This is a genomic window from Pseudomonas sp. GL-RE-26 (genome assembly GCF_019956275.1).
In the GTDB taxonomy this organism is placed as follows: domain Bacteria; phylum Pseudomonadota; class Gammaproteobacteria; order Pseudomonadales; family Pseudomonadaceae; genus Aquipseudomonas; species Aquipseudomonas grandcourensis.
Window position 1 is genome coordinate 1 of record NZ_JAHBDI010000053.1, and the last position, 16,535, is coordinate 16,535.

At 59.4% G+C, this 16,535-nt stretch carries 16 protein-coding genes and 1 tRNA gene; 13 read left to right on the forward strand and 4 right to left on the reverse strand.

From position 1 onward, the window contains the following. Positions 1-433 precede the first annotated feature (433 nt). Genes KGB07_RS23930 through KGB07_RS23940 form a run of 3 tightly spaced genes read left to right on the forward strand, consistent with a single transcriptional unit; the run spans position 434 to position 3,612 of the window. Positions 434-1,843, forward strand: coding sequence for a circularly permuted type 2 ATP-grasp protein (locus KGB07_RS23930; RefSeq protein ID WP_046042936.1), 1,410 nt, complete (start codon positions 434-436; stop codon positions 1,841-1,843). A gap of 12 nt (positions 1,844-1,855) precedes the next feature. Continuing rightward, on the forward strand, positions 1,856-2,806 hold the full coding sequence (locus tag KGB07_RS23935; RefSeq protein WP_223466733.1) for an alpha-E domain-containing protein: 951 nt from the start codon (positions 1,856-1,858) through the stop codon (positions 2,804-2,806). Further along, positions 2,803-3,612: a transglutaminase N-terminal domain-containing protein gene (locus KGB07_RS23940; RefSeq protein ID WP_223466735.1), complete on the forward strand. Its 810-nt coding sequence runs from the start codon at positions 2,803-2,805 to the stop codon at positions 3,610-3,612. The genes KGB07_RS23935 and KGB07_RS23940 overlap by 4 nt, the downstream gene beginning before the upstream one ends. 170 nt (positions 3,613-3,782) lie before the next feature. Here the strand turns inward: KGB07_RS23940 and KGB07_RS23945 are convergent, their stop codons facing one another. Next, positions 3,783-4,610 carry a c-type cytochrome gene (locus tag KGB07_RS23945; protein ID WP_223466737.1) on the reverse strand — a complete coding sequence of 276 codons (828 nt, stop codon included), beginning with the start codon at positions 4,608-4,610 and terminating at the stop codon, positions 3,783-3,785. Positions 4,611-5,213: 603 nt separating this feature from the next. Between KGB07_RS23945 and KGB07_RS23950 the strand changes: the two genes are divergently transcribed. From KGB07_RS23950 to KGB07_RS23960, 3 genes are all read left to right on the forward strand, one after another. Then, positions 5,214-6,419, forward strand: a complete 1,206-nt coding sequence (locus tag KGB07_RS23950; RefSeq protein ID WP_223466738.1) for an acetyl-CoA C-acetyltransferase — start codon at positions 5,214-5,216, stop codon at positions 6,417-6,419. A gap of 24 nt (positions 6,420-6,443) precedes the next feature. Then, positions 6,444-8,588 (forward strand): 3-hydroxyacyl-CoA dehydrogenase NAD-binding domain-containing protein, encoded by a 2,145-nt coding sequence (locus tag KGB07_RS23955; RefSeq protein WP_223466740.1) that lies wholly within the window; start codon positions 6,444-6,446, stop codon positions 8,586-8,588. A gap of 95 nt (positions 8,589-8,683) precedes the next feature. Then, positions 8,684-9,412 (forward strand): amidotransferase, encoded by a 729-nt coding sequence (locus tag KGB07_RS23960; RefSeq protein ID WP_046042931.1) that lies wholly within the window; start codon positions 8,684-8,686, stop codon positions 9,410-9,412. Positions 9,413-9,512: 100 nt separating this feature from the next. On the opposite strand, the gene KGB07_RS23965 is transcribed toward KGB07_RS23960, so the two are convergent. The 3 genes from KGB07_RS23965 to KGB07_RS23975 all read right to left on the reverse strand — a co-directional run bounded on the left by KGB07_RS23965 (position 9,513) and on the right by KGB07_RS23975 (position 12,271). Beyond that, positions 9,513-10,484 carry a magnesium and cobalt transport protein CorA gene (locus KGB07_RS23965; protein WP_046042930.1) on the reverse strand — a complete coding sequence of 324 codons (972 nt, stop codon included), beginning with the start codon at positions 10,482-10,484 and terminating at the stop codon, positions 9,513-9,515. 160 nt (positions 10,485-10,644) lie between these two features. Further along, positions 10,645-11,367: a lysophospholipid acyltransferase family protein gene (locus tag KGB07_RS23970; protein ID WP_223466742.1), complete on the reverse strand. Its 723-nt coding sequence runs from the start codon at positions 11,365-11,367 to the stop codon at positions 10,645-10,647. Between the two features lie 214 nt (positions 11,368-11,581). Further along, entirely contained in the window at positions 11,582-12,271 is a 690-nt protein-coding gene (locus KGB07_RS23975; RefSeq protein WP_008048453.1) for a crotonase/enoyl-CoA hydratase family protein, read from the reverse strand. 308 nt (positions 12,272-12,579) lie between these two features. Here KGB07_RS23975 and KGB07_RS23980 point away from each other — a divergent pair. The 7 genes from KGB07_RS23980 to KGB07_RS24010 all read left to right on the forward strand — a co-directional run bounded on the left by KGB07_RS23980 (position 12,580) and on the right by KGB07_RS24010 (position 16,300). Further along, positions 12,580-12,669, forward strand: a tRNA-Ser gene (locus KGB07_RS23980). 241 nt (positions 12,670-12,910) lie between these two features. Then, a complete protein-coding gene (locus tag KGB07_RS23985; RefSeq protein ID WP_411741542.1) occupies positions 12,911-14,188 on the forward strand; it encodes a serine hydrolase domain-containing protein in 1,278 nt (425 codons plus the stop codon). Continuing rightward, a complete protein-coding gene (locus tag KGB07_RS23990) occupies positions 14,185-14,505 on the forward strand; it encodes a YbjQ family protein (protein ID WP_046042927.1) in 321 nt (106 codons plus the stop codon). Before KGB07_RS23985 ends, KGB07_RS23990 begins: the two co-directional genes overlap by 4 nt. Before the next feature lie 146 nt (positions 14,506-14,651). Further along, positions 14,652-14,840 carry a hypothetical protein gene (locus KGB07_RS23995; protein WP_032829518.1) on the forward strand — a complete coding sequence of 63 codons (189 nt, stop codon included), beginning with the start codon at positions 14,652-14,654 and terminating at the stop codon, positions 14,838-14,840. Positions 14,841-15,151: 311 nt separating this feature from the next. Continuing rightward, positions 15,152-15,520: a hypothetical protein gene (locus KGB07_RS24000; protein WP_007988063.1), complete on the forward strand. Its 369-nt coding sequence runs from the start codon at positions 15,152-15,154 to the stop codon at positions 15,518-15,520. Positions 15,521-15,633: 113 nt separating this feature from the next. Beyond that, positions 15,634-16,101, forward strand: a complete 468-nt coding sequence (locus tag KGB07_RS24005; protein ID WP_007993042.1) for a glycine zipper domain-containing protein — start codon at positions 15,634-15,636, stop codon at positions 16,099-16,101. A gap of 16 nt (positions 16,102-16,117) precedes the next feature. Then, positions 16,118-16,300, forward strand: a complete 183-nt coding sequence (locus tag KGB07_RS24010; RefSeq protein ID WP_046042925.1) for a hypothetical protein — start codon at positions 16,118-16,120, stop codon at positions 16,298-16,300. Positions 16,301-16,535: the final 235 nt, after the last annotated feature.

The window sequence follows — 16,535 nt, forward strand, 5'->3', positions numbered from 1 at the left end:
GACTCGGGCTGGTCTCAATACTGGACACGATAACCCGGCTTAACCGCTTAACCTGAACCGCCGTATACGGAACCGTACGTACGGTGGTGTGAGAGGACGGCGGATGTAAATCCGCCTCCTACTCGATCAGCACGTTGCAGAAAGGAAAAAAACCGCCTGGGCAGGCGGCTATAAGGGGAGATCGGCAGGTTTTCCAGCGAATGCATGAATTATCCACAGCGACTGCCGGGCAGTGAAATCAACTCTGGCTATGCTGGTGATAGGCGACCACCACGCCTTGCAATGAAGCGGGGGCAATCAGGTTGGGGCATTTACCGCACAGGATTGGTGCGGTGCGTGTGTCTTGATTATCCAACCGATTGAAATTTAAGCGTTTATGCCGATGGCACGGGCCTTGCGAAGGTCTGGACGTCCGAGTGACAAGGAGTACGGCATGATCCGCACCTATTTTGATGAGATGTACGATGCCGGCGGCCTGGTCCGCCCGCATTATCGGGAGTTTGCCCGTTGGCTGGCCGAGACGCCTGACGAGCTTTTGGCACAACGGCGACGCGAGGCCGATCTGCTGTTTCATCGCGCCGGGATTACTTTCACGCTCTACGGGGACGAGCAGGGCACAGAGCGCCTGATTCCCTTCGACACCATCCCCCGCAGCATCCCCGCCAGCGAATGGCGGATTGTCGAGCGCGGCTGCATCCAGCGGGTCAAGGCGTTGAACATGTTCCTCGCCGATCTCTACCACGAGCAGCGCATCATCAAGGCCGGCATCATTCCGGCCGAGCAGGTGCTGGCCAACGAGCAGTACCAGTTGGCGATGCAAGGGCTGGATCTGCACCGCGATATCTATTCGCACATTTCCGGCGTCGACCTGGTGCGTGACGGCGACGGCACCTACTACGTGCTCGAAGACAATCTGCGTACACCGAGCGGCGTCAGCTACATGCTCGAAGACCGCAAGATGATGATGCGCCTGTTCCCCGAGTTGTTCGCGGCGCAACGCATTGCCCCCATCGACCACTACCCGAACCTGCTGCTCGACACCCTGAAAAGCTCAAGCCCGATCGATAACCCGAGCGTAGTGGTGCTGACGCCGGGGCGCTTCAACAGTGCGTTCTTCGAGCATGCGTTCCTGGCGCGGGAAATGGGCGTGGAACTGGTGGAGGGCGCGGACCTGTTCGTGCGTGACGACAAGGTCTACATGCGCACCACCGACGGGCCGAAAGCGGTCGACGTGATTTATCGTCGCCTCGACGACGCCTTCCTCGATCCCCTGGCCTTCAACCCGGAATCGATGCTCGGCGTGCCGGGGCTGCTGTCGTCCTACCGTTCCGGCAACGTGGTGCTGGCCAATGCCATCGGCACGGGTGTGGCGGACGACAAGTCGGTGTATCCGTTCGTTACCGACATGATCCGTTTCTACCTCGATGAAGAGCCGATCCTGAAGAACGTGCCGACCTGGCAATGCCGTAATCCCTCTGAGCTTTCCCACGTGCTGGCCAATCTTCCAGAACTGGTGGTCAAGGAAACCCAAGGCTCCGGCGGGTACGGAATGCTGGTGGGGCCGGCGGCGACGGCGGCGGAAATCGAAGCCTTCCGCGCGCGGATCATCGCCAAGCCCCATGCGTATATCGCGCAACCGACGCTGTCGCTGTCGACCTGTCCGACCTTTGTCGAAAACGGCATTGCGCCACGCCACATCGACTTGCGGCCGTTTGTCCTGTCGGGTCGTGAAACCCGGGTCGTGCCCGGCGGTTTGACCCGCGTTGCCCTGCGCGAAGGCTCCCTGGTGGTCAATTCCTCCCAGGGCGGCGGAACCAAGGACACCTGGGTGGTCGAGGATTAAAGGAAGCCTGTCATGTTAAGTAGAACTGCCTCGGATTTGTATTGGATGTCGCGTTACCTGGAGCGGGCGGAAAACCTCGCGCGGATGCTCGACATCAGCTATTCGCTGTCGCTGATGCCGCAGGACGGTCGTGGCGACGGTTTGCACGAACTGGCCATGCCGTTGTTGATCACCGGCACCCTGGACGATTACCTGGCGCGCCATGGCGAACTGCATGCCGAACGGCTGCTGCATTTCTTCGCCCTGGATGCGGCCAACCCGGCGAGCATCTACAGCTGCCTCGGTGCCGCACGGGCCAGCGCCCATGCGGTGCGTGGGCGCATCACCGCCGATATGTGGGAGAACATCAACGCCACCTGGCTGGAAATTCGCGGCATCGCCGAACAGGGCCTCAGTCGCTACGGCATGAGCCGTTTCTGCGAGTGGATCAAGGAACGTTCACACCTGTTCCGGGGCGCGTCCTACGGCACCATCATGCGTAACGACGCGTTTCGCTTCATTCGTCTGGGGACCTTTATCGAACGGGCGGACAACACTTTGCGCCTGCTCGATGCCCGCTACGAAATGGCCGGCGATCAGGCCGAAGCGGTCAGCGATGGCACCGCTCATGCGTATTACCAATGGAGCGCGTTGTTGCGGGCGTTGTCGTCGTTCGAGGCCTACACGGAAATCTACCGCGACGCCCCCGGCGCCCGGCATGTCGCCGAATTGCTGTTGCTGCGGGCCGATGTACCGCGATCCCTGCGTGCCTGCACCGAAGAAATCGACCAGATCCTCGCGCAATTGCCGGGGGCCAACGGTCGTCCCGCACAACGCCTGGCGGCAGAAATGGACGCACGCCTGCGCTACACCGGCATCCATGAAATTCTCGAAGAAGGCCTGCACGCCTGGCTGACCGAGTTCATCCCGCTGGTGCGCCAGTTGGGTAACGCGATTCACAGTTCTTATCTGGAGGCCGCATGAGACTTTCCATTAGCCACGAGACCACCTATCACTACGAAGACAAGGTGCGGGCGAGCATCCAGTATCTGCGCCTGACTCCCCACGACAGCGAGCGCCAGCATGTGCTCAGCTGGCAGCTCGATCTGCCGCGTCCGGTGCGGGCGCAACTCGATCCGTTCGGCAACATCCTGCATGTGCTGACCATGGACGAGCCCCACGAGGCGATCATCATCGGCGCCCGTGGCCAGGTCGATATCGACGAATGGCGTGAGGCCGAACACGAGAGCCAGTCGGCACTGCCGTTCCTGCGCTTTACTCGTTTGACCGAAGCCGACGCCGCCCTGCGTGCGTTCGCCGAGAAGGAGTGCAAGCAACGCCGCGATCGTACGGCGCTGATCGATCTGATGCATGGGCTCAATCAGCATATGACCTATACGCCGGGCTCCACGGAAGTGGACACCAGCGCGGCCCAGGCCTTTGCCGGAGGCTCCGGCGTGTGTCAGGACCACACCCACGCGTTTCTCGCCTGTACCCGCAGCCTGGGCATTCCAGCGCGTTATGTGTCGGGCTATCTGTACAGCGAAAGCAGCGAACACCTGGCCAGCCATGCCTGGGCGGAAGCTTGGTTGGATGATGCCTGGTACAGCTTCGACGTAACGAATGAACTGGCCCGGCCGGAACGCCACCTGAAGCTGGCGGTGGGCCTGGACTACCTGGATGCCTGCCCGGTGCGCGGCATGCGCCGGGGCGGCGGGTGTGAGCAGATGCACGCCAAGGTGCTGGTGTCACCGACGCCCGCGCCGGTGATCTCAGTGCAGCAGCAGTAATCGCGGTCCATTGATGCAAGAGGGAGTTCTGTGGCGAGGGAGCTTGCTCCCGCTCGGCTGCGCAGCAGTCGCAAACCTGGTGAATGCAATTTACCTGACGGATTGCATCGCCTGAATTGAGGGCCGCTTCGCGCCCCAGCGGGAGCAAGCTCCCTCGCCACAGATATGTGTTACTTGGCGGAAACCTGTTTACGCCCGACCATATGCTGCAAATACCCCACCAGCATCTGCAGATCCCCACCCGGCAACACCTCGGTCGAGAACCCGGGCATCTTCGCCTGCGGCCACTGGCGCAAACTCTGTGGATCGCGAATGTAGCGCTTGAGGAAGTCCGCGCCGAAGTACTCGGTCGGGTTGTACGGAACATTCAGGTCCGGCCCGAACTGCGCGTCCCCGGCGCCATTCAGTCGATGACACGCCAGGCAGTTCTTCTGGAACAACGCAAAGCCCTTGTTCACCGGATCATCCGCCTTCAAGGCCGGATCGGGCAGCAGGGCAGGGAAGCGCTCGGCCACGGGCGACAGGCGTTTGATGCTCGCCACCTGGAACGGCCATTGCTCGGGGCTGATGTTGCCTGCCTGCGGATTGCTCCAGACCAGATAGAACGGCCCGGCGCCTGGCTTGCCTTCCGATAGCGGCGGCCAGGGTTTGGCCGGGTCTTCGATCGCCAGCCAGGCCTGTGCCCCTTGGGTGTTGAGCAAGGGCGCCGCGGCCATTTCGGCGGCAAAGCCATCCAGGGCCACGGCTTGCAGGTGGTCCTCAGGCTTGATGCCGGTCAGCAATGCGGACAGCGGCACGGCGCGGTAACTCATGTCCCGTTTGTAGGAAACGTCGTTGCTGATGTTGATGGTTTGAACCTGAGGATGCGTGAGCAATTGCTCGGTCTGCCAGGTGCGACTGTTCGCGCCCAGCTCCAGGTTCAGCTGTGCGGCATACAGGGGCGAGCCGAACAGCATGGCCCCGAGAAGAATGAGCATTTTCAAGTGATCGCCGTCCATGTCGTGCAAGTGCCGTAAAGATTGGCACAGCCACGCTGGCCCGGGTAGCGGGCCAGTCACATTTTGAGAGTGGCAATTCAAAAACTGTGACGCCGTATCTTTTAGACGCGACTAGCCGATGACCTTGGTCAGGTTCGGCAGTATCAACAACAGCGTGGTGGCGAAAAGGATGAGCCCGGCTTGACGTACTTTCGATTGTTTGAACATGGCTTGACCGCCTTTTTTGTTATTTCCTGATGCCTGCCCACATAGCTCCATGATGGCAGCGCGTTGCACTTCCTGTAGTGACGAGCGCCTCGGCAAAACCCGACGACAACTTCGTACAAGTTCACCTTAGAGCCCGCGTTAAGCTTGGCTTAGATCCATTTCGTATGGTGTTCTTGCAATTCGCTTTAAAAAAGACATGAGGCCTATTGCCAGCTTCTTTGCCGCCCGTTGGCTAGACAGCTTGCTGTCGTGAATCGGTTAATCCGGTAGCTGACTACCGTCCGTCTGAGCGTGAGCGTCAACGTCTGTGAGCGCTGCGGTCATTGAATCAAACGCGGCTCGGGCCAAGAGTGGGCACTCGGTATTTACCCACATGCACTGCGGTTCGAGGATGTCATGACCCAAGCATTGATTTTCGACGCGTTACGCACGCCCCGTGGCAAAGGCAAGGCCGATGGCGCCTTGCACAGCGTCAAGCCGGTGAACCTGGTTGCCGGTTTGCTCACCGCGCTGCAACAGCGCACGGCTCTGGATACCAGCCAGGTCGATGATGTGGTGCTCGGCTGCGTGACACCGATAGGCGATCAAGGTTCCGACATCGCCAAGACCGCCGCTCAGGTGGCCGATTGGGATGTCAGTGTGGCGGGAGTCCAGATCAACCGTTTCTGTGCTTCGGGGCTGGAGGCCGTGAACCTCGGTGCGATGAAAGTGCGTTCAGGTTTCGAAGACCTGGTGGTGGTCGGTGGTGTCGAGTCGATGTCCCGGGTGCCGATGGGTAGCGATGGCGGGGCCTGGGCGCTGGACCCGGCGACCAACCTGCACAGTCACTTCACGCCACAGGGCGTGGGCGCCGACCTGATCGCCACCCTTGAAGGTTTCAGCCGTCAGGATGTCGACGCCTACGCGCTGCATTCCCAGCAAAAGGCTGCGCGGGCGCGGGCCGATGGTTCGTTCAACAAGTCGCTGGTGCCGGTGCGGGACCAGAACGGCATCATCCTGCTCGATCACGATGAGTTCATCCGCGCCGAATCGACCCTGGAAGGCCTGGGTAAGCTCAAGCCGAGTTTCGAGATGATGGGGCAGATGGGCTTCGATGCCACCGCACTGCGGGTCTACAGCCATGTCGAGCGGATCAACCATGTGCACACCCCCGGCAACAGTTCCGGGATTGTCGATGGCGCGGCGCTGATGCTCATCGGCTCCGAAGCCAAGGGCCGGGCGCTGGGCTTGCAGCCACGGGCGCGGATTGTCGCCACGGCAGTCACCAGCACCGATCCGACCATCATGCTCACCGGCCCCGCGCCGGCGACCCGCAAGGCGTTGGCCAAGGCCGGGCTGCGGGTCGAAGACATCGATCTGTTCGAGGTCAACGAGGCGTTCGCGTCGGTGGTGTTGAAATTCATCAAGGACATGGCCGTCGATCCGGACAAGGTCAATGTCAACGGCGGCTCAATCGCCATGGGCCACCCGCTGGGCGCCACTGGTTGCGCCATTCTCGGCACGCTGCTCGATGAACTGGAAGCCCGGCGCCTGCGTTATGGCCTCGCGACCCTGTGTGTCGGCGGCGGCATGGGCATTGCCACCATCATCGAACGCCTCTGAGCCCGGACTTCAAGGAACCCCTTTATGAACGAAGCCATTCGTTACGAAAAAGACCAGGACCAGATCGTTGTCCTGACCATCGACATGCCGGGCCAGAGCGCCAACACCATGAACGCGGTGTATCGCGAGGCCATGGCGGACTGCGTTGCGCGGCTGGTGGCCGACAAGGACAGCATCGCCGGCGTGATCATCACCTCGGGCAAGAAGACCTTCTTCGCTGGCGGCGACCTCAACGAATTGATCAAGGTCGGCAAACCCCAGGCCAAGGCCTTCTACGACATGGTGCTGAGCCTCAAGGGCCAGTTGCGCACCCTGGAAACCCTTGGCAAGCCGGTGGTTGCGGCGATCAATGGCGCCGCATTGGGCGGCGGCTGGGAAATCTGCCTGGCCTGCCATCACCGCGTGGCGCTGGACAACCCGTCGGTGCAACTCGGTCTGCCGGAAGTCACCCTCGGCCTGCTGCCGGGCGGTGGAGGCGTGGTGCGCATGGTGCGCATGCTCGGCCTGGAAAAAGCCCTGCCTTATCTGCTTGAAGGCAAGAGGCTGCGACCGCAACAGGCGTTGCAGGCAGGATTGATCGACTCGCTGGCGAGCGATCACGAAGACCTGTTGGCCAAGGCGCGAGCGTGGATCCTCGCCAATCCGGCGGCGGTGCAGCGCTGGGACGTGAAGGGCTACCAGATTCCTGGCGGCACACCGTCAAACCCGAAAGTCGCACAGATGCTGGCGATTGCGCCGTCGATACTGCGCAGCAAAACCCAGGGCACGATGCCCGCGCCGGAGAAAATCCTCTGCGCGGCGGTCGAGGGCGCCCAGGTGGATTTCGATACGGCGCACCTGATCGAAACCCGCTACTTCACCGAACTGACCACCGGCCAGGTCTCGAAAAACCTGATTGGCACATTCTGGTTCCAGCTCAATGAAATCAATGCCGGCGGCTCGCGGCCTCAGGGTTTTGCGCCTTATGTCACCCGTAAGGTCGGCGTGCTCGGCGCCGGGATGATGGGCGCCGGTATCGCCTTTGTCAGTGCGTCGGCGGGGATCGAGGTGGTGCTCAAGGACATCAGCCTCGCGGCGGCGGAGAAGGGCAAGGCACATTCGGCGGCGCTGCTGGACAAGAAAGTCGCTCGCGGACAAATGAGCATCGAGCAACGCGACACCGTTCTGTCACGCATTCAAACCAGCGAAAGCGATGCCGACCTGGCCGGTTGCGACCTGATCATCGAGGCCGTGTTCGAGGATCGGGATTTGAAGGCCAAGGTCTCGTTGGCGGCGCAGAAGGTCGTCGGCGCGGACGCGGTGATCGCCTCCAACACCTCGACCTTGCCGATCAGCGGCCTGGCGTGCGCCGTGCCCGATCAGAGCAAGTTCATCGGCCTGCACTTTTTCAGCCCCGTGGAAAAAATGCCGCTGGTGGAAATCATCAAGGGCGCCAACACCAGCGACGAAACCCTGGCCCGCGGCTTCGATTACGTCCTGCAAATCAAGAAAACCCCGATTGTGGTCAACGACAGTCGCGGTTTCTTCACGTCGCGGGTGTTCGGCACCTTCACCAACGAAGGCATCGCCATGTTGGGCGAGGGCGTGAGCGCGGCGATGATCGAGACTGAAGCGCGCAAGGCCGGCATGCCTATAGGACCGTTGGCGATCTCTGACGAAGTCTCCCTCAGCCTGATGAGCCATATCCGTCTGCAAACCGCCAAAGACCTGCAAGCAGAAGGCAAACCGCTGACAGAACACCCGGCATTTACCGTGATTGATTTGTTGCTCAATGAGTTCAAGCGTCCGGGCAAGGCTGGCGGTGGAGGTTTCTACGAGTATCCGGCGGGCGGCCAGAAACACCTGTGGCCAGAGTTGAAAGCCCGCTTCGAGAAAGCCGACGGTCAGATTTCACCTAAAGATGTACGCGATCGTCTGCTGTTCGTGCAAGCCATCGAAACCGTGCGCTGTGTGGAGGAGGGCGTGCTGACCTCGACGGCGGATGCCAACGTTGGCTCGATCTTCGGCATCGGTTTCGCCGCCTGGACCGGCGGTGCACTGCAGTTCATCAACCAGTACGGCGTGCAGGACTTTGTTGCCCGCGCCCAGTATCTGGCCACGCAGTATGGCGAGCGGTTCGCGCCACCCGCCTTGCTGCTGGAAAAGGCTGCCAAGGGGGAGACGTTCTAAGGGGGAGATGATGCGTTTCGGGGCTTGCCTTGTTACAGCGTTTCAAGGCAGGCTCTGGGGTGTGCATTATTCCCATCACGTGTCAGGTATTTTTTATGTCGTTACGCATCTGCATTCTGGAAACCGACCACCTGCGTCCGGAATTGGTTGACCAATATCAGGGCTACGGGCAGATGTTCAAACACCTGTTTTCGCAGCAACCGATTGCCGCCGAGTTCACCGTCTACAACGTGGTGCAGGGTGAATACCCAAGCGACGACCTGACGTTCGACGCCTACCTGGTGACAGGCAGCAAGGCCGATTCCTTCGGCACCGACCCGTGGATCGAAACCCTCAAGAAATATCTGCTGACCCGCTACGAGCGCGGCGACAAGTTGCTGGGCGTCTGCTTCGGTCATCAGTTGCTGGCGCTGCTGCTCGGTGGCAAGAGCGAGCGTGCGACCCAGGGCTGGGGCGTCGGCACCCACAAATACAAATTGGCCGCCAAGGCACCATGGATGAGTCCGGTGCGCGAAGAGCTGACGCTACTGATCAGTCACCAGGACCAGGTTACGTCACTGCCGGAGAACGCCACGGTTATTGCTTCCAGCGATTTCTGCCCGTATGCGGCCTACCACATCAACGATCAGGTGCTGTGCTTCCAGGGGCATCCGGAATTCATCCACGACTACTCCCGCGCCCTGTTGGAGATTCGCCAGCAGGCACTGGGTGAGCAGGTCTACTCCAAGGGTATCGCGAGCCTGGAACAGGAACACCACGGCGCCACGGTTGCCGAGTGGATGATGCGGTTTGTGGCGCACAAGCCGAAATCAGAAGCTGTTTAAAGCTGAAACCCGCTCCCTCAGGTGTACCGCAGACCTGTGGGAGCGTGGCTTGTCGGATCGCCGCACCGCCGCGATCGAGTGCGAAGCACTCGCCTTGGATTTAAAGCCACCCCGACTTCTTGAAACTCGCCCACAACCCCAGACAACCTACCGTAATAAACCCCAGCACCCCGAAATACCCGTAGTGCCAGTTCAACTCCGGCATGTTCTGGAAGTTCATCCCGTAAATCCCAGCCACTGCTGTCGGGAAGGCCAGGATCGCCGCCCAGGCCGCAAACTTGCGTTGCACCACGCTCTGGCGAGAGGCCTCCAACAGCACCCCGACTTCAATCGTCTGGCTGGCAATATCCGCCAGCGTCGTCAGGTCTTCCATCTGCCGCGTTACATGAATCTGCACATCGCGAAAGTACGGCCGCATGTTCTTGTCGATGAACGGGAAGCTCAGTCTCTGCAGCTCCTCTCCTATCTCAATCATCGGTGCCACATAACGACGCAAGCGCAAAACATCACGACGCAGGCCATGCAGCCTTTGGATATCGTAGTCATTCAACGAGCCACATAACACATTGCCCTCCAGCTCATCGATTTCCGCGTGAATGGCTTCGCCCATCGGCTGGTAGTTTTCGATCACGAAATCGAGGATGGCATAGAGTACGAAGTCTTCCCCGTGCTCAAGCAATAGCGGACGCGCCTCACAGCGCTGTCGGACATGGGCGTAGGACGCCGAGTGACCGTTGCGGGCAGTAATGATGTAGCCATTGCCGGCAAAGATATGCGTCTCGATGAACTTGAGTTTGCCTTCATCCCGGATGGGCGAATAGGTCACGATGAACAACGCATCGCCGAAGGTTTCCAGCTTCGGTCGGCTGTGCTTTTCCAGGGCGTCTTCGATCGCCAGTTCGTGCAGGTTGAACTGGCGTTGCAGGTTGTAGAGTTCCTCGGCGTTCGGCTCTTCAAGGCCGATCCAGACAAAGTGCCCTGGCTTGGCAGCCCAGGCGGCGCCTTCGTCGAGGGTGATATTGGTGACTCTTTTACCGGCGCTATAAACCGCAGCAGCAACAACTCTACCCATGATGGTGGTTCACTTCTTATGGCAGCTTTTAATAGGCAGCAAATGCAATGGCAGTGTGGATCAGCTTAGCCTCGCAGTGTTTGAGAGTCAGTTAAATCTGCCGAGTTCTGGGGAAAGACGCGCAGGCAAAAGAAAACCCGCACCAGGCGGGTTTTGTTTTTCAGGCGGCTTGCAGTTGCCGGTCCATCGATTCGATGCATTCACGCATCTGCTCGCGGCACTGGGCGATCAGCAGGGGCATGTCGTCCAGGCTCAATCCGGCGGTGGGAATCGCCGGCAACGAGCGAATCAGGATTTTCCCGCTGCGCCAGCGGTTCAATCGCATGTGTTTGACGTAACTGCTGACACACACTGGGACAATCGGCACCCCGGCGGCTATGGCCATCTGAAAGGCGCCTTTCTTGAAGGGCAGCAAGTCCTCACCCAGGTTGCGCGTGCCTTCCGGGAAAACCCAGATCGAGGTGTCTTTGTTTTGCAGGGTGTGAGTGGTGGTCAACATCGACTTCCGCGCTTTTTGCGCATTGCCACGGTCGATCAGCACATTGCCGGCCAGCCAGAACAACTGCCCGAACAGCGGCACCCACTTCAGGCTCTTTTTGCCGATGCACACGGTACGGCGGGGCACCACGTTGCCAAACACAAACAGGTCATAGTTGGACTGGTGATTGGCGATGATCACGCAACTGTCGGGTTTATCCATCAACGGACCGACTTCGGCCTTCACCCGCAAACGCAAAATGCACATGGCCGGCCATGCGTACAGGCGTGCGCACAGACGGCTGTTGTCCGGATTGAATGGCCGGCACAGGCCGAGAATCACCCCCAGCACACCCGCCACGATAAAGTGCAGGCCCATCAATGACATACGCAACACAAACAGCATTTACAGGCCCCACCGGGACAAAAGGTGGCGCAGTGTACGGATGTGCACTGTTTTCGGCAATTGCTCCCAGGGAAGTAGGAGATGGCCGATGTTTGAGCTGATGTTTCCAACTATTTGGTCAGATGCGGTCTAGAGCGTTTACAGACGTATAACGCAGGCATGTATGAAAAAGCCCGACACGACGGTCGGGCTTTTCGTTGCAGCAGATCCGGGCTTAGCCCAAATGTTCCTGATCCTGGATGATCGCGTTGTCCAGGGCCTCCAGCAGCGCTTTGCGCACTTTCAGCTTGGTGTTCTTGTGCGCGGTCATGTTGATCTTCTTCAACTGACGAGCCGCCGCCAGTGCCGCGCCTTGCAGTTCTTCAGGCGAGACCACCACATCAAGGAAGCCGGCAGCCACGGCGCCTTGTGGATTGAACATCTCGCCGTTGACCACCGAGCGCTGCAACGCCACCTTGTTCAGACGGTCACGGGCAATCTCGATGCCCGCGTGGTGCATGGTCATGCCGATCTGTACTTCGTTCAGGCCAATGCTGAACGCGCCTTCTACGCCGATGCGATAGTCGGCCGACAACAGCAGGAACGCGCCCTTGGCCACAGCATGCCCCGGGCATGCAACGATCACCGGGAAAGGGTGCGACAGCAGGCGGCGGGCCAGGGTCGAGCCGGCGGTCACCAGTGCCACGGCTTCTCTAGGACCGGCCGTCATCACCTTCAGGTCATAACCGCCAGAGAGAATGCCCGGCTGGCCGGTAATGATCACCACCGCACGATCAGTCACGGCCCGATCCAGCGCAGCGTTGAACTCGGCAATCACATCCGGGGAGATGGCGTTGACCTTGCCATTGCTCAAGGTCAGGGTCGCGATACCGTCTTCGAGATGGTAGGAAATCAACTCACTCATGACGCTATTCCTTTCAATAAAGTTGGGCAGACGTTACCCACCGCCGCAGGCCAGGTAAAGCGCCGTGACTGACCCGCCAGTCACCCTTTTCCCGCCCGCCAAGCGTAGCCCGCCGTGCCTGCTGCGCATTCCCCTCTATATAGAAGAGGGCACGAAGCCGGAGATTGGCCGGTTTGCCATGGCCTGGAGCGACCGGAAACACTGAATCGCGTTAACCGCATGAAAATTCTGAAAAAAATGTTTGCCATCGGAAAAGCTTTCGACTACATTAGCGCGCCTCGACAGACAGAACATGTTTGACGAGATACGGTGAAGTGTCCGAGTGGCTTAAGGAGCACGCCTGGAAAGTGTGTATACAGGAAACTGTATCGAGAGTTCGAATCTCTCCTTCACCGCCAAATTCGATGTAGACAAAACCCCTGGTTTCGAAAGAAACCGGGGGTTTTGTGTTTTTGGCGTTTGATTTTCGGCACGTAAGAAACAAGAGGCGTCTACCGTACTGGCAGTGACCTGGCAGTGACCTGGCAGGTCCGGCTGTTAGACTGCTCAAACTCTTCGAACGGAATCGACATCATGCTCCATCCTCGCGTCAATTTTCGCGGTGCAGCCAAGCTCATCGCGGTTGTGTCGATAGTTGCCATGTCATCACTGGCCCTTGCATCCGCCCCTGCAACTTTTCCCGACGCTGAAGCCAGTGACCCGGCCAGACTCGGGTGGATGGTCGGTTCTCCACCCCCTGCCGATCGCACCGTGCGATTTGAAGACGGCAGCTATTTCCAGTTCCCGGCAATGCGCTGGAGTGTTTCGAATTTCCGGCAACTGATGCCGACGATCAACGTTTCACGCGGCCTGGGGGCTCCGGTTCCACTGGAGATAGCACTACGCAAAGATATCGACGGGATCAGTTTTGTCCCCCTTGGCGCCAAGGCGCCTATGACCTGGGAGCAATCCCTCGCAGCCACGTACACCGATGGCATTGTTGTGATGCACCGCGGGAAAGTTGTCTACGAACGTTACTTCGGCGTGTTGAAGCCGGACGGCCAGCACGCGGCGATGTCAGTGACCAAGTCCGTGGTCGGCACGCTGGGTGCCATGTTGGTGGCGCAGGGACGCATCGATGCTGACAAGCGGGTTGCCGAATATGTACCTGAGCTGACGGATTCTGCGTTTGGCAACGCCACGGTGCGGCAGGTGCTCGACATGACCACGGGCCTCAAATACAGCGAGGACTACGCAGACCCGAACGCCGAGGTCTGGGCCCATGCCAGGGCAGGCAGTCCGTTGCCAAAACCCAAGGGTTATGACGGCCCTCGCAGTTACTACGAATTTTTGCAGACGGTGCAACCACAAGGTGAGCACGGCAAAGCGTTCGCCTACAAAACCGTCAACACCGACGTGTTGGGCTGGGTCATCGCCCGCGTCACCGGCCGCAATGTTGCGCAACTGCTGTCGGAGAACATCTGGAGCCGCTTGGGTGCCGAACAGGACGGCTATTTCACTGTGGACTCCATTGGCACGCCGTTCGCCGGTGGTGGCTTGAATACGGGGTTGCGGGATCTGGCGCGTTTTGGCGAGATGTTGCGTAACGGCGGTCGGTTCAACGGTCAACAGATCGTGCCAGAGGCAGTGATCGACGATATCCGTGGTGGCGGTGATAGGCAGGCTTTCGCCAAGGCGGGGTACACATTGCTCAAAGACTGGAGTTACCGGTCGATGTGGTGGGTGACGGACAAGGAGGGCGGGGCATTCATGGCGCGTGGGGTCCATGGGCAGCGCATTTATGTCGACCCGAAGGCCGAGATGGTCATCGTCCGCTACGCATCCCATCCGGTGGCCAGCAACTCGGCCAATGATCCCGTCACTTTGCCGGCGTTTGATGCGTTGGCTGAATATCTGAACAGGAAGGAACACCCATGATCATCACCACAACCCACTCCATCGAAGGCCGGCAAATTACCGCCTACCTGGACATCGTCAGCGCCGAGTCGGTGCAAGGGATCAACGTTGTCCGCGACGTGTTTGCCGGGATGCGCGACTTTTTCGGTGGGCGCTCCCAGACTCTGGAGCGAGCGTTGAAGGAAGCACGCATTCAGGCCACCGATGAGATCAAGGAACGGGCGCAGGCACTTCAGGCGGACGCGGTGGTCGGGCTTGATTATGAGATCAGCATGCCGGCCGGCAAGGGTGGGATGGTCGTGGTGTTTGTGACCGGGACGGCGGTCAAGTTGAGGTAAAAGGTGAGAAGCCATTCGTCGGTCACGGGAAAATCCGAACGGCAGGTCCGTTAGTGACCGGCTAGTCTAAAAAACCTTGGCGATCGGTATTCTTTCAGGCAAAGGGCTTGCCGGTGTCGATCGCATTTTTTGAAAGGGGTGAAGAGATGGCTGATCCGTATATCGAGGACGATGGCGCAGAATTTCCGATCAACAACTCCGTGCGGTGTGGTCAGACCCAGTATGTGGCCAGTTTCGGCGAGGACCAGACTGAGGTCGACAAGATCAAGACCAGGGCGTGCCGGGTACTGAAGGGCAAATTCTTACCCAAGGTGACAGCACCGGTCAGGAAGTAAACGAACGCAGGCATAACCCCGTCATTGAGCGAGGTTTTCATGTCTGAAAGGGTTTTATGACAAGTTTTTTAAAGTGGTGATCTTTCACAAACTTTTCACAGCACCCTCCGTAATCTCGATTCATCCGTTAGAAAGCAACACCTGGCCCGTTTCCCCAGCGGGCTTTTTTTTGTCCGCGATAAAACCTTTTCGGTAAACGCTGTCCAACCGTCGCCAATCGCGAAGTTGGACCGGCGTGCTGGACTTTTTCCGCGCAAAAGCATTCAATCTCGCCCCCTTTTTGTGTACCCCTATTTTTTGAGGTTTTTGTCATGCGTTTAACACTGCCCGCTCTGGTTCTGGGGCTTCTGGTTGCTCAAGGTGCAATGGCTGGTGACGGCACTGCCGCGCTTGGCGGTGGCTTGGGCGGCGCATTGGGTAACGTGGTCGGCCAGAAGATGGGCGGCAGCACTGGCGCCGCGATTGGTGCGGGCGTTGCTGGCGCGGCGGGCAGCGCAGTTGCCGCCAAAAAAGGTCATCGCACCAGCGCTGCTATTGGTGGCGGTGTCGGCGCGGCCGGTGGTTCGGTGATCGGCAATAGCCTTGGCGGCAAGTCTGGTGCCACCATCGGTGCTGGCCTGGGCGGTGCATTGGGCGGCGGCGTAGGCAGCAACCTGGCCAATGGTCACAAGCGTCACTGATCCTGATTCAGATTTGAAAAGAGCCCGGCTTGATGCCGGGCTTTTTCATTTATGAACGTTTCTCGCCGCAGCAGCTCAAATCTTCCATACCCTGGAAGAATGCGAGGCGTGCCATGAACCCGAAAACCAACGGCAAAAAAAACGGAAGCCTGAATGCTCGACTATTGATGGTGCCTGCGATTGTTTTTGGATTGCTGGTCTCTCAGGTGGCGCTGGCGGGAGGTAATGGAGATGCCGCGGTAGGCGGTGGTCTTGGTGGGGTGTTGGGCAACGTTGTCGGTGGCCAGGTGGGCGGCAGTACGGGCGCAGCGATTGGTGCAGGTGTCGGCGGAGCGGCCGGTAGTGCCATTGCCGCGCCCAAGCATAGTCGCACCGAGGCGGCGGTAGGCGGTGGTTTGGGCGCTGCGGGTGGATCGGTGGTCGGCAATAGTCTTGGCGGTTCGACTGGATCAGCCATCGGTGCAGGCCTGGGCGGTGCAGCCGGCGGTGCGGTCGGCAATGATCTGGGGAGTGACAGCGGTCATTCCCATTCCGGTAACGGTTATAAACACTCGAACAAACACCACAAAAAGCATCACTAGTTGAGCGAGGCATCCCATGACTGCGAAAAGCGAAGGCAAGGAAGAAAAGGGCCCGAGCGGACTGCCATCTATCAACGATCCCGGCAATGAAGATCCGGGATCGCTGATGGATGATGCGACTGTGCCGCTTAACGATGCTGATGATGCGGGCGATGTGGGGAATATCGAGTTTGAAGATGAGGAAGAGGACGAAGATTGATCGAATCGTGCTGGCGGATTGACCGGTTGTCTAGCTGATCGAACGTGTCCATCGTCCGGTCCTGGACATGTCGTGGCCTGAGTCTGCGCGATGTAAGTATTGGTTTGGAGGTTTTGGTGAGGGCACATTGGGCTCACCCTCATCAACTTTTGCCTCACCCACCCCATCTCGCGCCGAGCCTCCTGCCTTGTTCGCCAGTGGACAGTTCCCGCTCAACCCCAACGGACCCACCCAC

What these genes read in the sequence shown, in the direction of transcription:
- KGB07_RS23975 (WP_008048453.1), bottom strand. Translation starts at nt 12,271, where the DNA reads ATGAGTGAGTTGATTTCCTACCATCTCGAAGACGGTATCGCGACCCTG.
- KGB07_RS23985 (WP_411741542.1), top strand. Translation starts at nt 12,911, where the DNA reads ATGTCATCACTGGCCCTTGCATCCGCCCCTGCAACTTTTCCCGACGCT.
- KGB07_RS23990 (WP_046042927.1), top strand. Translation starts at nt 14,185, where the DNA reads ATGATCATCACCACAACCCACTCCATCGAAGGCCGGCAAATTACCGCC.
- KGB07_RS23940 (WP_223466735.1), top strand. Translation starts at nt 2,803, where the DNA reads ATGAGACTTTCCATTAGCCACGAGACCACCTATCACTACGAAGACAAG.
- KGB07_RS23935 (WP_223466733.1), top strand. Translation starts at nt 1,856, where the DNA reads ATGTTAAGTAGAACTGCCTCGGATTTGTATTGGATGTCGCGTTACCTG.
- KGB07_RS24000 (WP_007988063.1), top strand. Translation starts at nt 15,152, where the DNA reads ATGCGTTTAACACTGCCCGCTCTGGTTCTGGGGCTTCTGGTTGCTCAA.
- KGB07_RS23970 (WP_223466742.1), bottom strand. Translation starts at nt 11,367, where the DNA reads ATGCTGTTTGTGTTGCGTATGTCATTGATGGGCCTGCACTTTATCGTG.
- KGB07_RS23930 (WP_046042936.1), top strand. Translation starts at nt 434, where the DNA reads ATGATCCGCACCTATTTTGATGAGATGTACGATGCCGGCGGCCTGGTC.
- KGB07_RS23965 (WP_046042930.1), bottom strand. Translation starts at nt 10,484, where the DNA reads ATGGGTAGAGTTGTTGCTGCTGCGGTTTATAGCGCCGGTAAAAGAGTC.
- KGB07_RS23995 (WP_032829518.1), top strand. Translation starts at nt 14,652, where the DNA reads ATGGCTGATCCGTATATCGAGGACGATGGCGCAGAATTTCCGATCAAC.
- KGB07_RS24005 (WP_007993042.1), top strand. Translation starts at nt 15,634, where the DNA reads ATGAACCCGAAAACCAACGGCAAAAAAAACGGAAGCCTGAATGCTCGA.
- KGB07_RS23950 (WP_223466738.1), top strand. Translation starts at nt 5,214, where the DNA reads ATGACCCAAGCATTGATTTTCGACGCGTTACGCACGCCCCGTGGCAAA.
- KGB07_RS24010 (WP_046042925.1), top strand. Translation starts at nt 16,118, where the DNA reads ATGACTGCGAAAAGCGAAGGCAAGGAAGAAAAGGGCCCGAGCGGACTG.
- KGB07_RS23955 (WP_223466740.1), top strand. Translation starts at nt 6,444, where the DNA reads ATGAACGAAGCCATTCGTTACGAAAAAGACCAGGACCAGATCGTTGTC.
- KGB07_RS23960 (WP_046042931.1), top strand. Translation starts at nt 8,684, where the DNA reads ATGTCGTTACGCATCTGCATTCTGGAAACCGACCACCTGCGTCCGGAA.
- KGB07_RS23945 (WP_223466737.1), bottom strand. Translation starts at nt 4,610, where the DNA reads ATGGACGGCGATCACTTGAAAATGCTCATTCTTCTCGGGGCCATGCTG.